This is a genomic window from Microbulbifer maximicatervae (SeqCode) (assembly GCF_052467695.1).
On record NZ_CP174320.1, the window covers coordinates 2,647,673 to 2,661,931 of the forward strand.

Genomic DNA, 14,259 nt, shown 5'->3' on the forward strand with positions numbered 1-14,259 from the left:
GGGGTTTTGACTGCTGAACTCAGTCATTGGCAAGTAGCAGTTGGCTCTACGAATAGCTGTGACAAGTGTCTCAAATATGTCGCAGAACTGTGTAAAACAGTCCTATAACGCGAGTAGAATGACCGAAGAGTTAGGCTTGATCGCAGCCTGAATTGTTTCAGAGCAGGGCCGGTAAACGCTGTTCTCTCGCGGTCAAAACTTGAGTGAAATCAAGAACTTCGGCAGATTTTTCGCGCATGATCGCGGCGGGATTTCAACAGTTTGGGAATGTGGTTAACGGGGAACAGAAAGCCCCCGTTTCCGCTTGGGAGACCACTTTTCCACTCACTAATTTTTGCTTTTGGCCTCAGCGCTACAAGTCGGACGGCATTCGAAGGACCTCTTGGAAATGAGTGAATCCAGAAAGGTAGTTTCCCTCTCAGAGAAAAGTGGAGCGCGAAATATTTCTGCATCAGGTAAGCCCCCTGTTCTGCCCGCCGCAGTAACAATGCTGAAGGACAAAGCGACGGCACAGCTGCTGGAGCGGATTAAAGCGCTGTTTGGCAAGGTGGATGATTCCCTGTTTGCAATGGCTGAGCGAGCTCATGGCCAGGAGGAGCAGGATGGACTTTTCCAGGCACTGCGCCTGCTGCGCGTTGAGCGCCGCAATATTGCCGAGCACTTTATCCAGAACGTCTCCCGCGCTTTTCAGGTCCGCCAGGAAGAAAAGACGGAAAGCAGTTTCGCATCAGATAACCTGTCGCTGGTTCACAACGATGACCTGGAGCAGTTGGTCGCTGCCGATACCATGGTGGCCAATGCCAAGCGCGATTTCGCTGAGCCCCTTACCGAGCTGTGCATGAGGCTCGATACGCTCTACTCCGTTAAGGTGTACGACAAAAACAACCCTCTGGGGCCAGACGTAATCTGTGACGCCTTTGTAGAAGCGATTCAGGATCTGGACCTCTTTATCCGCGCTCGCCTCACGCTGCTGAAAAAGTTCGAGCAGGTGGTCATGCTGCAGCTGCGGGACTTCTATGAATTCTGTAACCAATTACTTGTAGAGCAGGGCGTACTGCCATCTCTGCGTGAGCAGCAGCGAGTAGCCAGGCAGCGCTCGGCCTACAACGGCGCTCCCCACGCCGCCAGTGCCCCCACTGGTAGTGCCGGCGGTGTAGAGGCTGGCAGCCAGCCAGTACAAGGTGGAGTCGCAGCTACGGGGCACTTCCCTCCAGGATTGGTGCCCGCAGCCGCAGGTGTTACTCCAATGCCTGCAGGGGATCTGCTTTCCCACTTGGGTGCGCTGCAAAGTGGCAGCCACTATCAAGGTGGAAGTGCGGTACAGCTTTTGAATGTGGGCGAATTGCTACAGCAGCGCTTGGTGGATTCCAACCAAGCCGCTTCGCTGGCAAAAGTCGATAGCGATGTGATCAAGCTGGTAGAGATGTTGTTTTCCTTTATCCTGGAGGACCGCAGCCTTGCCACCCAAATCAAATCACTTCTGGGCCGCCTGCAACTGCCGCTGTTGAAAGTAGCCATTGCAGACAAGTCATTTTTCAGTAAAGGCGGCCACCCTGCGCGCAAATTGCTGAACGAGTTGGCCGATGCCGCTACCGGATGGCAGGCGGGGGATAACTACGAATCCGATCCCCTGTATAAAGAGATATCCGAAATTGTTGAGCGCGTGCTTAATGAGTTTGATCGGGATATCAATATCTTTGCCGTTTTGCTGGAATCCCTGCGCGAATTTATCGTCCGCGAGCGCAAGCGTGCCGAGATGTTGGAGCGCCGCGTTGTCGATGAGGCGGATGGTCGGGCTAAAACCCAAGCTGCCCGCGCACGGGTTGCCGCAGTAATGGATGCCTTGGTTGCAGAGCGGGATCTGCCACAGGTGGTACAGGATTGGTTGAACAAAGTTTGGAACAACGTGCTGTTCCTGACCTGTGTTAAAGAGGGAACAGAGAGCGACGCCTGGAACCGCGACGTGCGCACAGCGAGAGATCTCGTGTGGAGTGTGCAGGCCCCAATGCCGGATTCCCGCAAACAGTTATTGAGCTTACTGCCTGTTTTGCAGGAGAGATTGCGCGAGGGAATTGAGGCGCTTTCCTATAACGCTTTCGAAGCGCGTACCCTTTTCACCGGCCTCAAAGAAGTTTATCGCGAGCGCTTTGCCCTGGCCCAGCAATTGGCTGAGCAGCGTGAACGTGAAGTGGCAGAGCAGGTTGCCCGCGAAGTGCGCGCAGCGAAATCTGCTGAGCCTGCGCCTGTTGTTGCTGATAATGTTGCTGACAAGCCTGTTGCCCCTGTCGTGGAGCAGGAAACTGCTACTGATGCCGGACCCGCTGATGTTACTGAAGCTACGGTTGATGAAATTGCAGTGACTGAAGCGGTAATCGCTGAAACTGTGGTTACCCGGGAAGTGATTTCAGACACTGCCGAAGACCAACTTCCAGATGAGCCAGCTGAAGTTCCTGTTGAAGCTGTCCAAGCCGAGCCCCAGGAAGTGGCTGTGCCGCAGATGGAAGAGCTTGAGCAGGCAGTTGCCGACGCAGAGGTGGCTGCACCGGAGCAGGATGGACTGGCCCCCCTTGACGAAGATGATCCCCACTGGCAGATGACCTTCCGCCTGGCACAGGGCAGTTGGTTCGAGCTGAAGCGCTCTGAGGACGAGCAGTTCCGTTGTCGTCTGGCGGCGGTAATTCGCGATATCGACCAGTTTATCTTCGTTAATCGCAATGGCGCCAAAGTCGCTGAATTCGCCCGACTAGAGCTGGCCCATGCGCTGCGTTCGGCACAACTGCTGCCGCTAGATGACGGCATGTTGTTTGAGCGGGCGCTGCAGTCCGTAATTGGCAATGTGCGCAAGAAGCGCAGTGAGCAGCGCTAATTTTCAGGAATTTAACGAGCGGACGTTGAGTATTTAGCAGGGATACTCTGTGGCCAGTGGTTTTCCGCAAGTTATGTCGCGATACTGCTCCGATCAGATTGGCATATCGATCAACGCTTCCATAGAATGGTAACTGCTGAAGCCTCGGGCGATACCGGGGCTATCAATAGGTTGCAGCGGAGATCGCAGATTGAAATATCAAGTGGAGTCTGGCTGGTTGGCGGGCGCGCGCCGGGTTCCGAGTCCTCATTGCAATAGCCGCCCGGAAGACTGTGCGGTGGATCTATTGGTGATTCACAGTATCAGCTTGCCGCCCGGACAGTATGGCGGCCCCTACATTGATGCCTTTTTCCTGGGGCAGTTGGATATCGATGCACACCCCTATTTTGCCGATATTGCTGCGTTACAGGTGTCTGCGCATATTTTGATCGACCGCGATGGCCTGGTAACTCAATACGTGCCCCTTGATCGTCGTGCCTGGCACGCGGGCAAGTCCGAATTTAAAGGTCGCACTAACTGCAATGATTTTTCCATTGGTATTGAGCTGGAAGGTTTGGATACCGATATTTACACCGACTCTCAATATCACGCACTTGCCGAGGTGAGTGCTGCGATTATGCAAGCTTATCCCGCTATTGATATCGATAGAATTGCCAGTCATTCGGATATTGCTCCCGGAAGGAAATTGGACCCGGGTCCGGGGTTTGACTGGGAGCGCTACCTCAACAAGCTGAAAGAAATCGTCTGATACCCAGTAGCGGACCATAAAAGTGGGAAGGGTTTCTGTAACAGGAGCCGCAGCACGATTTTGATAACTGAAACAGTCTCGGATTATTTATGACTCTGTTAATTGTTCTGATCACCGTTGCCCTGGTGCAAATCTGGGGCTCAGGGGCTCCGTTACATCGCGATGGTTGGTTCAGTCGCTGGAGTCAGTACTTACAGGCATTGCCCAGTATTAATGGCAATAGCGGTCTGCTGCTTGGTGTCACTATCCTGGTTCCAGTATTGATCTCTGCAATTGCGATGACGCTGGCAGAGGGCGCTGCGGGCGGTCTGGGCTACTTGCTGTTGGGGGTGCCACTGCTGCTCTATTGTCTCGGTCGCGGCAACTTCAACGATATCGTCGCAAATTACCTGCGTCACTGGTATAGCGGAGACCTGGAAGGTGCCACCAAAGCGGCGGCGCCCATTTTGCGCGAGTTACACGAAGCGCCCTCCGATGACACTTGTCTGCATGAACAGGTATTTCGCGGCGCTGCCTACTGCGCCTTTGAGAGACTCTTCGCTGTGCTGTTCTGGTTTATTTTGTTGGGTATTCCCGGGGCAGTTCTCTTCCGCTTGAGTGCTTTGTACGCAGAAAATACCCGGGGCTCCTCCGAAGAAGCGACGGCGGCGCGTTGGTTGTGGTTGTTAGAGTGGCTGCCGGTCCGTGTTATGGGGCTGAGCTTTGCCATTGTGGGTAACTTTGCAGGCTGTTACCGCGCCTGGCGCCGGGTGTTGATGTGTCGTGAGAGCCATACCGATCAGGTTCTCGAGGCCTACCTGGAAGGAGCTCTCGGCGGTATTGACGCCAGTGAGTGCAGTGGTGGCTCCGATCTGTCTCAGATGCAGCGCCAAAGTGGTGCGGAGATTGAGGGGCTTCAAGCGCTGCTATCCAGAACCTTGCTTCTGTGGATCACTGGTTTGGCCCTTCTGGTTCTGTTTATTTAAGGAGCCTCTGAATAACTCCGTAATGCCTGTACCATCGCCCCAGAGCTACTTTTGTCTTCTGGGGCGATTGTTGAATTTGTCGCCATTTTCAAAATTTTCTTTCCTTCCTATCTTGACTTATCCCCCCCTTCCTACGAAATTGCGCGCCCCAGCGGCCGGACTTCGGTGCTTTGCCATATCAATAAAGCGAAGCTAGTCATTGCCTGCGACGGCTTATACTCATTGGAGGAAGTAGGGTTTGGAATTTTCGGTATTGGAACCGCAAATGTTGTCAGATCTGGCTAGGGCAAATGATTGGAACGCAGCCACATTAGTGGCGGGCTTGCGAACCTATTTTCGCAGCGGCAGCACCACTGAATTGAGTTGGCGGCGCAAGCAACTGTCTCAGCTGCGCAAGATGATCTCCGAGAACGAGGCACATTTTGTCCAAGCCCTTCGCGATGATTTGCGCAAAGCTCCCCAGGAAAGCTACCTCACTGAAATTTCATTTCTCTACAACGATATCGATCACACCCTGAAGTCCCTGAAGAAATGGGTGCGCCCGCGCAAGGTCCAATCGCCGATGATGACCCAGCCGGCCAAGAGCTATGTGCAACCGGAGCCGCTGGGTGTTGTGCTGATTATCGGTGCCTGGAATTATCCGCTGCAATTATTGTTATCGCCGTTGGTACCGGCGATTGCCGCTGGCAATTGCGCGGTGGTAAAGCCCTCTGAATTATCGCCCGCAACCTCCCGGTTAATCGCAGAATTATTACCGCGTTATCTCGACAATGATGCCTTTGCGTGTGTCGAAGGTGGTGTGGCAGAAACCACGGCGCTGCTGGAGCAGCGCTGGGACCATATTATGTACACCGGCGGTGGCCGGGTCGGCAAAATCATAATGAGTGCGGCGGCTAAATACCTGACTCCGGTAACCCTGGAACTCGGCGGAAAGAGCCCTTGTATTGTTGCCGATGATGCCAACTTGGAAGTGGCTGCACGGCGAATTGCCTGGGGTAAATTTACCAATGCGGGGCAGACTTGTATCGCCCCGGATTATGTTCTCTGTAGTCGGCGTACAGCCGATCGGCTCACCCCCATGTTGCAGCGGGTGCTCTGGGAAATGTATGGGGAGCATCCGCGAGAATCTGCCGACTATGGGCGCATTATTAACAGCCAGCACACCCTTCGCCTGTCGGATTACCTGGGGGATGGAGAGGTGGTATTTGGCGGTGAAGTCGATGTGGACGACTGCTATATGGCGCCCACAATAATGCGCAACGTCAATCTCTCTGCGGGAGTTATGCAGGAGGAGATCTTTGGCCCGATACTCCCCATTATTGAACTGGATGATTTCTCCAAAGCGGAGGAGTTTGTCAATGAGCGAGAGAAGCCCCTGGCCTTGTATGTATTTACCCAGGATGAAGCATTGGCGGATCGGATTCTATCCCGTTGCAGCTCCGGCAACGCCTGCGTGAATGACTGCATGATGTTTATGCTGGCCCAGGACCTGCCTTTTGGAGGCGTCGGTGCCAGCGGTATGGGGTCCTACCATGGAGAGCATGGCTTCCGCACTTTCAGTCATTACAAGGCCGTAATGCGGCGCAGAAATATCCTCGATATCGATATACGATATGCACCCTTCAACGACAGGAAAATGAAATTCCTGCGTATGCTCAGCAAATAATTCCTTATCGACAGGCACGGTTTTCCACTGTGCCTGCTCCGTAGAACACTGGATGTTATCGGCGGTGGATAAGCTGGATTATTCCCATGTAGTCGAAAAGGATACACAGTGTTATGCCCCTGGATCGCAACGAGATACCTGCCAGTGAGGATGTATTTAGTGCCGCACAAAATATTGCAGGCATGGTACACGAGACCCCTCTGCTCAGCTCTCGGCAGCTGAACGAGCTGACGGGTGCCAATTTGTGGTTTAAGTGTGAGCACTTGCAGAAAGTGGGTGCCTTTAAAGCGCGGGGCGCGGCTAATGCGCTTTCGCTGCTCCCGGACGGGGTCGAGGAAGTTGCCACCCATTCGTCCGGTAATCACGGTGCGGCGCTCGCCTGGGCAGCAGCCCAGCGGGGATTGGCCTGTACGGTGGTGATGCCCGAAACGGCTCCCAAGACAAAACGCATGGCGGTTGAGGAGTATGGCGCGAAGGTAGTGACTTCGGGCCCCAGCCTGGCTGATCGCGAATCCACTTTGGCAAAGGTACTTGAGGAAACCGGTGCGCACGAAGTCCCGCCCTATGACGATAAGCGCATTATTGCTGGGCAGGGCACTGTAGCCATGGAAGTGCTCAAGCAGAGCCGCGAACAGGGCTTTGCTCCAGACGTGATTGTGGCGCCAGTGGGAGGCGGTGGACTTTTGTCCGGCGTGGGATTGGCTATGGCTGCGCTTGCCCCCGATATTCTGGTAATTGGTGCGGAACCCGCCGGAGCGGATGATGCCCAGCGTTCACTGCGCGGTGGCGTTCATATCACCACACAACAGCCCGATACGATCGCCGATGGTCTGCGCACAACATTGGGCGGCAAAAATTACGCCGTTATTGAGCGCACGGTGCGGGATATTGTGACAGTCAGCGAAGCTGGTATCGTCAATGCGATGCGGCTATTGTGGACGCGAACCAAACAGCTGGTAGAACCGTCGGCTGCGGTGGGTCTCGCTGCGATCATTGAGCACAGCGCGCGCTTTCGCAATAAGAATGTCGTGGTTGTTCTGACCGGCGGAAATATGGATCTGGACAAAGTGGGCCCACTGCTGTCCAGTGAAGAAAACTAAAAGGGGAACTGGGATATGAGCCATTTATTGAAAAAGGGCGGCCGGGGTTTGGCCGGGCTGCTTTGTGCTGCTGCGCTGTCACTGACTGGAACCAACGCGATTGCTGAGAAGCTGACACTGTCATCCAGCTCCCTACAAGCTGGAAAGAAAATGCCCATGGCTCATGTTTATGGCAGCTGCGGCGGTGAGAACCTGTCTCCCCAATTGAGTTGGAGTGGGGCACCGGAGGGCACAAAGAGTTTTGCTATTACCGCTTACGATCCCGACGCGCCTACCGGCAGCGGTTGGTGGCACTGGGTGGTATTTAATATCCCAGTGGATACTACCAATCTTCCGGAAGGGGCCGGTGATCTGAAAAACGGCCTGATTCCAGAAGCAGTGCAGGGGCGCAATGATTATGGTAATTCCGGTTACGGTGGTGCCTGCCCGCCCAAAGGGCACGGGGATCATCGCTATCGTTTTCGTGTCTATGCCTTGAAAGTGGAATCCCTGCCGCTGGATGAAAACACTTCTCCTGCTAAAGTTGGCTTCAATATCAATGCCAATAAGTTGGCCGAAGCGGAGCTGGAAGTTTTGTGGGGCCACTGAATAAATAAACTAATTTAGCTGCACAGGAACACCTGTTGCAGCGACTCAGGCTCTGGAGGCCCGCGCTTGACCAACTCACAAAAGCAAATGACATGGGGGCAAGCGCTGGCCGCTTATTTGAAGCCCCGTGTACTCACCATGTTTTTCCTCGGCTTTTCCGCCGGCCTCCCATTACTGCTGGTTTTCTCTACTTTGACTGCCTGGCTGCGGGACTACGGTGTCAGCCGTACCGCCATCGGGTTTTTTGCCTGGGTGGGGATCACCTTTTCGATCAAGGTTCTCTGGGCCCCTATTGTCGATCAGCTGCGTCTGCCTTTTTTCACGGATAAATTGGGCAAGCGTCGGGGCTGGATGCTGGTATCCCAAATCGGGATAGCGATTGGCCTCATAGGTATGGCCAGTGTAAATCCCCAGCTCTCCCTGATGCACGTAGCCCTACTGGCCCTGTGGGTCGCTTTCTGTTCGGCCTCTCAAGATGTAGCGATTGATGCCTATCGAATTGAGGCCATGGATGACGACTACCAGGGCGCTATGGCTGCCAATTATGTATTTGGCTATCGGGTGGCAATGTTGATAGCCGGAGCGGGCGCCCTGTTTATTGCGGATATCTTTAGCTGGTCCGGTGCTTATCTTGCGATGGCTGGATTGATGGGAGTGGGCCTGATTACCACTCTGATTATTGCCGAGCCCGATCACAGCAAGGTAAACAAAGAAGCCGATGAGCTGCAAAGCGAGTGGGCCCAGCGCCTGTTGGGCAAGGGGGAGCATGGTCGCATGAAGCAGTGGTTTATTCGCGCCGTGGCCTGCCCCTTTATCGAGTTTTTTCAGCGCAATGGCCGCTTTGCAATCATTCTGTTGTTATTTATCGGCATCTTCCGTTTAAGTGATATTGCGATGGGGGTGATGGCCAATCCTTTCTATTTGGATCTGGGCTTTACCAAAACGGAAATCGCTGAAATCAGCAAGCTGTTTGGCTTCTTCTGTACCATTATCGGTTCTTTTTTAGGTGGGCTGTTAGTGGTGCGATACGGTGTTGTGCGTCCGCTGATACTGGGTTCGGTTATGGTCGCCTGTACCAACCTGTTATTTGCCCAACTCGCTGTGATCGGTCCCGATAAAGCCTGGTTGGCGCTGGTAATTAGTGCGGACAACATCAGTGGAGGAATTGCCAATGCGATACTGATTGCGTTTCTCTCCAGTCTTGCCAATAAAGCTTATACCGCCACTCAATATGCTTTGTTTAGCTCCCTGATGACCTTGCCGGGGAAATTTATCAGTGGTTTTTCCGGCATAGTGGTGGATGCTCAGGGTTATGCCTACTTCTTTATTTATGCGGCGCTTATGGGAATACCAGCCATTCTGCTGTCCATTTATTTTTGGCGCCGCGAGCAGCGCGACTGGCCGGAAGAAGAAGTTCAGCCGGGAGCGGGCACTACCTAAGGTTTACAGGGATGCTATTTCCTCTCTAAGAGTAGATCCTGAATTCAGCTCTTTTCTAAATCCCTATGTCATATCAAAACTCTTCGCCGGGCATTCTGCCCGGCTTGTGTCTATGGTGGTTGTAAAGGTGAAACCCACCCCTCCATAGACTCGCCCTTATGTTTGATTGTGTGTCTGTTGCCTGTTGGGTCGGGTATCACTGGTAGATGATGCTCAGCGAATAAAAGCGACAAACTATGGCCCACGAAACCATCCGGGAGGCGGTGTTTAATCGGCGTATGCTGATTTGTATTGGCACCGGTTTCTCTTCGGGGATGCCTCTTTTTGTATTGATACAGTTGGTGCCCGCTTGGCTGCGTACCGAAGGCGTGGATCTGGCCACTATCGGTATTTTTGCATTGCTCGGATTACCCTATACGTGGAAATTTATCTGGTCTCCGCTGATGGAGCGCTACGCATTCCCGATGCTAGGCCGCCGGCGGGGCTGGATGCTGGTAATGCAGCTGTTACTGATTGTTTCCATTGGCGTCCTGGGGATGTTCAGTCCCCAGTTTGATATCTGGTCAATTGCCGCAATTTGCTTTGCCGTGGCTTTTTTTAGCGCCAGCCAGGATATAGTCCTGGATGCTTTCCGACGAGAGATTCTGCCAGACCAGGAGTTGGGCCTGGGCAATTCCTTTCACGCCAACGCCTATCGTATTTCCGGCTTGATTCCGGGATCCCTCAGCTTGATCCTGTCGGACCACCTGGCCTGGGACCAGGTGTTTATGATTACCGCGGCCTTTATGTTGATTGCCGTCTTTATGACCTTGATGGTGGCTGAGCCAGACCATCCAGCAGGTCGTCCTAAATCTTTGCGCGAGGCCATTGTTTTACCCTTCGTCGAATTCTTTAATCGCAATGGCGTAAAACAGGCGGTGCTCGTACTGGCCTTTATGTTTTTATATAAGCTCGGCGATAGCATGGCTACGGCACTGGCGACGCCCTATTACCTGGATATGGGATATTCCAATACGGATATCGGCATAGTGGCAAAGAATGCCGGTTTGTGGCCTGCGGTAATTGGCGGTTTCTTTGGCGGCTTATTAATTGTAAAAATCGGGATTAATAAGTGCCTATGGATTTTCGGGGTGGTACAGCTGGTTTCAATTTTCGGATTTATGATTTTGTCTGAAGTGAATGGCGAGCTGGTGGGCACTCCAGATTTCAATCCTAGCCTCTGGCTATTGGCGATAGTAATTGCCTTTGAGTATCTCGGGGTGGGGTTGGGGACAGCGGTGTTTATTGCATTTATCGCTCGAACTACCAGCAAGTTGCACACCGCCACTCAATTTGCCTTATTTACAGCATTGACCTCGCTCCCGCGCACCTTCGCCAATGCCTCCACCGGCTATTTGGTGGAGGGAATGGGGTGGACACATTTCTTTCTCCTGTGTGCCGTTCTGGCGGTGCCTGGAATGATCCTGTTATTTTGGGTCGCGCCCTGGGGGGCTGATGAGGTAGCGTAGTTTTCTGTATGCGATTGGGGCTAAGGTTTCCAGCGGTATTTGCCCATATCCACTCGCCCTTTCAGCAGTATGACCCCCTCTCTTTCCAGTCTTTCACGCTGGCGGCTGGCGCCGGGTTCCGGCAGGGAGATGCGCCCCTGGGCGTTGATCACCCGGTGCCAGGGTAGCTTGGTACCCCGGGGTAATTTACGCAGGGTCTGACCTGCAAGTCTCGCAGCGCGTGGGTAGCCGGCCATCTCAGCCAAGTCCCCGTAGGTGACAACCCGCCCTTTGGGGATCGCCGCCAAGGCCTGGCATATTCTTTCCAGCGAGTTCTGTTTTTCCATAAAAAAAGCTCTAAATATCGGCGAACTACGTTGACTGGGCGCAATTTTTTACTTGGAAATCTCCTGAAACCGAGATTTTTATTCGCCGTTAATGGATACTTTACCAGCTTGCAAGGTCACAGGTTACTGGCGCAAAGCCTCTGTTGTGACAGCGTGCCACATGATTCTAGTTATGGCATCATGGTGCGATTACTGCGGCTATTTGCACCGTTCATACACCTAAAAAGTCCAAGGTTTCTTAGTGGTTTTATCGACACGACTCCCCAGGTTCTTTGCTCGAACTCTCTTATTTCTTGTGCCCTTCCAGGTCCATGCCGGTGTGCTGACCCTGGAAAATGGCGATCGTATTCAAGGTGAGTTGGTACTTGTGGAAAAGGATCAGGTCACTTGGAAGTCAGAGACTTTTGGTGAGGTAAAAGTCGACAAATCCAAAGTGGTGTCGATGGATATCGATACCGACATCAAAATTGCCGGCAGGGATGAACCCTGTACCTTGGCCGGCCACCGCCAGGAGCGCTGGGAAGTGTACTGCGCTGAAGGTCGCGGTTGGCTGATCGATTTTCCGGGCATTGAACGAGCAGAGCCTTACAGTACGTTTACCACCAGTCCGGTGTTATTCAGCGGTAATGTTACCGCCGGGGGCGTATTCGAGAGTGGTAACCGTGAACGTGAAGACTTGGATGCCAGTATAAACTTGGATATTCGCCATGGAGATTTCCACCATCTAATCGGCTCTGTGTATCAGAACCAGGACAATGAGGAAGAAGGTGACCTGGAAAAATACCAGCTCAATTATGATCTTCGCTGGATCTTTGCTGAGAAGTGGTTTGCCGCTGCTAATAGTGAGTTGGAAAGGGAAGAGGCTCAGAACTTAGACCTGGGAACTACCCTCGGTCTCGGTATGGGTTATCTGTTTTACGATACCAGTAAAACCACTTTCTCCCTCGAAGGTGGTCTGAGTAGCTTGCACGAGAGTTTTATCGACGAAGAGTTGAGTGAAGACCAAGATGAGCGCTATGTCGCCGGTCGAATTGCACTTAACTACCGCTACAAGTTTTCCCTTGGGCCGGAAATTTATTTCGACCAGGAAACCTTACAATCCTTTGATCACAGTAACGACTACGAAGCTAACGCCAAGCTGGGGGTGCGCACACCGCTGGTTGAAGGTGTGCTGATGGAGATCGGTTACGAGTGGCAGTACGACAATACGCCCTCCCTGGAAAGTGAAAAAGAAGATACCAAAGTGACCGTTGGTGTCGGTTACGAATGGTAATTCCCCCTCGAGCCAGCATAGGGCAGGTTCGAAGGCAGTCATAAACGATAAATCTAAAAAACGAGCGACGACGAGGAGTTCAATATGCAAATCGCTGACAGTATTGTTGCGATTACCGGTGCGGGCCAGGGGTTGGGCCGAGCCATGGCCGAGTATCTGGCTGCGCGGGGCGCCCGCCTGGCCCTGATCGATGTTAATGAGGAAGGCCTGAAAGACAGCGTTGCAGCTTGTGAAAAGCTCGGTGCTGAGGCTCGCAGTTACTTGATCAATGTTGCCGATGAGGAAGCGGTGGACTCCGGTTTTGCGAAAATCGCAGCAGACTTTGGCGGACTCCAGGTTTTGGTTAATAACGCCGGCATTATGCGCGATGGCATGTTGCTCAAGTGTAAAGACGGCAAAGTGACAGATCGCATGTCCCTGGCACAGTGGCAGTCTGTGATCGATGTGAATCTTACCGGTGTATTCCTTTGTGGCCGTGCTGCTGCGGGCATTATGGCGGAAAGCGGCAAGGGTGGGGTGATGGTCAATATCTCAAGTTTGTCCCGTGCAGGCAACATGGGGCAGACCAACTACTCCGCCAGTAAAGCGGGTGTTGCAGCGATGACGGTATCCTGGGCACGCGAACTGGCGCGCTACGGCGTGCGTGTTGCCGGGATTGCCCCGGGCTTTATCGGTACCGATATGGTTGCGCAAATGCGCCCTGAAATTCTTGAGAGCCTGGTAAAACAAGTGCCCCTGCGCAGGTTGGGTGAGCAGGATGAGATCGCCTCGACAGTAGCGTTTATTCTGGAGAACGACTATGTCACCGGTCGAGTGATAGATATTGATGGCGGAGCGCGCTTGTAAGCTTCCCTCTTCCCCAGCAAAAAAAGGGTGAACTGAGTTCACCCTTTTTTTGTTCCTGCTCCAATAAAGGTTTGCTAAGTTTTTTCGATCTTTTCTTTTTTAGCGTATCTGGAATTGAGATTCTTCCTGTAAAACAAATAGACGAGAAGTGAGATGGACAGCCAAATAACAATGGATGCTATCTCATGCAGGACGGTTCGATCTAGCGTCAGGTGGAAATCCCTGAGTAAAAACCCTTTGATCAGTGCTGACCATGCATACAACATTTTGCTCATATGCAAGGCCCACCAGGGCTTGCCATAGATTGTCGGGCGGAAAACAAACGTATAGAAATCAAGCCCTGCAAATATCAGCATCAATACTGAGGGGGCTAAGTAGATATTGGCGTAACCTGGGTGTTCATCCATGTCGTAGAAGAACATCTGGAGGTAGAAAATAGTTACCCATAAAGCGACTGCTGCAAGGACCCAGTCAATCACATTGGATGTTATTCTTCCGTCCGTAGAATGTTTAATACGGGGCCATATGCGATAGGCGGAATAGATTGAATAGATAAATATGGAAGCCAGCCCAATTAACAGTAGGTCGGAATGGATGTTGTAAACATAGGCTGTATCAATCGGGTATTCGGGGATGTCTGCCTTGAGGTGTGGGATTAAATTTGGGTTAAACAGCATCATCAAGGCGCTGGCAGAAAAAACCAGGGCGAGTAGAAGCGTGGTAATACCGCACGCCCGATGATAGCGGCTTCCCTTTTTCATTAAGAGCGTCAGGGGGATGAGAAATATCGTCAGTATGATTGCTGAGATGGTATGCACTTGTATCAGTAGGTTTAACCCGCCAAGAGATGAGAGCAAATTGTCCATAGGTTGGTAGTTTTCTGCCAGCCGGAATAGAAATAGCTGTTGAGCCTACTGTTAAAAGTATCTTCAG

General features: G+C 52.6%; 12 protein-coding genes. 10 read left to right on the forward strand and 2 right to left on the reverse strand.

What is annotated here, in order from left to right; translation table 11 throughout:
* The first annotated feature begins 388 nt into the window (after positions 1-388).
* The 8 genes from ACJJI8_RS11660 to ACJJI8_RS11695 all read left to right on the forward strand — a co-directional run bounded on the left by ACJJI8_RS11660 (position 389) and on the right by ACJJI8_RS11695 (position 10,881).
* On the forward strand, positions 389-2,866 hold the full coding sequence (locus ACJJI8_RS11660) for a DUF1631 domain-containing protein (RefSeq protein WP_444932471.1): 2,478 nt from the start codon (positions 389-391) through the stop codon (positions 2,864-2,866).
* A 190-nt stretch (positions 2,867-3,056) separates the two neighbouring features.
* Complete coding sequence (gene ampD / locus ACJJI8_RS11665) at positions 3,057-3,614, forward strand: 1,6-anhydro-N-acetylmuramyl-L-alanine amidase AmpD (RefSeq protein WP_413664710.1); 558 nt, start codon at positions 3,057-3,059, stop codon at positions 3,612-3,614.
* 89 nt (positions 3,615-3,703) lie between these two features.
* Positions 3,704-4,579, forward strand: coding sequence for a regulatory signaling modulator protein AmpE (ampE, locus tag ACJJI8_RS11670; protein WP_444914474.1), 876 nt, complete (start codon positions 3,704-3,706; stop codon positions 4,577-4,579).
* Positions 4,580-4,817: 238 nt separating this feature from the next.
* A complete protein-coding gene (locus ACJJI8_RS11675) occupies positions 4,818-6,245 on the forward strand; it encodes an aldehyde dehydrogenase family protein (RefSeq protein WP_444932472.1) in 1,428 nt (475 codons plus the stop codon).
* Between the two features lie 113 nt (positions 6,246-6,358).
* Positions 6,359-7,345 (forward strand): threonine ammonia-lyase, encoded by a 987-nt coding sequence (locus ACJJI8_RS11680; RefSeq protein WP_444932473.1) that lies wholly within the window; start codon positions 6,359-6,361, stop codon positions 7,343-7,345.
* Positions 7,346-7,360: 15 nt separating this feature from the next.
* Positions 7,361-7,933, forward strand: a complete 573-nt coding sequence (locus ACJJI8_RS11685) for a YbhB/YbcL family Raf kinase inhibitor-like protein (protein ID WP_413664714.1) — start codon at positions 7,361-7,363, stop codon at positions 7,931-7,933.
* A gap of 66 nt (positions 7,934-7,999) precedes the next feature.
* Positions 8,000-9,373, forward strand: a complete 1,374-nt coding sequence (locus ACJJI8_RS11690; protein ID WP_444932474.1) for an AmpG family muropeptide MFS transporter — start codon at positions 8,000-8,002, stop codon at positions 9,371-9,373.
* Positions 9,374-9,609: 236 nt separating this feature from the next.
* On the forward strand, positions 9,610-10,881 hold the full coding sequence (locus ACJJI8_RS11695; protein WP_413664716.1) for an AmpG family muropeptide MFS transporter: 1,272 nt from the start codon (positions 9,610-9,612) through the stop codon (positions 10,879-10,881).
* A gap of 20 nt (positions 10,882-10,901) precedes the next feature.
* Here the strand turns inward: ACJJI8_RS11695 and ACJJI8_RS11700 are convergent, their stop codons facing one another.
* On the reverse strand, positions 10,902-11,207 hold the full coding sequence (locus tag ACJJI8_RS11700) for an MGMT family protein (RefSeq protein WP_413664717.1): 306 nt from the start codon (positions 11,205-11,207) through the stop codon (positions 10,902-10,904).
* A 241-nt stretch (positions 11,208-11,448) separates the two neighbouring features.
* On the opposite strand from ACJJI8_RS11700, the gene ACJJI8_RS11705 reads away from it, so the two are divergent.
* Both ACJJI8_RS11705 and ACJJI8_RS11710 read left to right on the forward strand, forming a co-directional pair.
* Positions 11,449-12,480, forward strand: a complete 1,032-nt coding sequence (locus tag ACJJI8_RS11705) for a DUF481 domain-containing protein (protein WP_444932475.1) — start codon at positions 11,449-11,451, stop codon at positions 12,478-12,480.
* A gap of 84 nt (positions 12,481-12,564) precedes the next feature.
* Positions 12,565-13,326: an SDR family oxidoreductase gene (locus ACJJI8_RS11710; RefSeq protein ID WP_413664719.1), complete on the forward strand. Its 762-nt coding sequence runs from the start codon at positions 12,565-12,567 to the stop codon at positions 13,324-13,326.
* Positions 13,327-13,400: 74 nt separating this feature from the next.
* Here ACJJI8_RS11710 and ACJJI8_RS11715 read toward each other — a convergent pair whose 3' ends face one another.
* Positions 13,401-14,192, reverse strand: coding sequence for a hypothetical protein (locus ACJJI8_RS11715; RefSeq protein WP_444932476.1), 792 nt, complete (start codon positions 14,190-14,192; stop codon positions 13,401-13,403).
* Positions 14,193-14,259 lie beyond the last annotated feature (67 nt).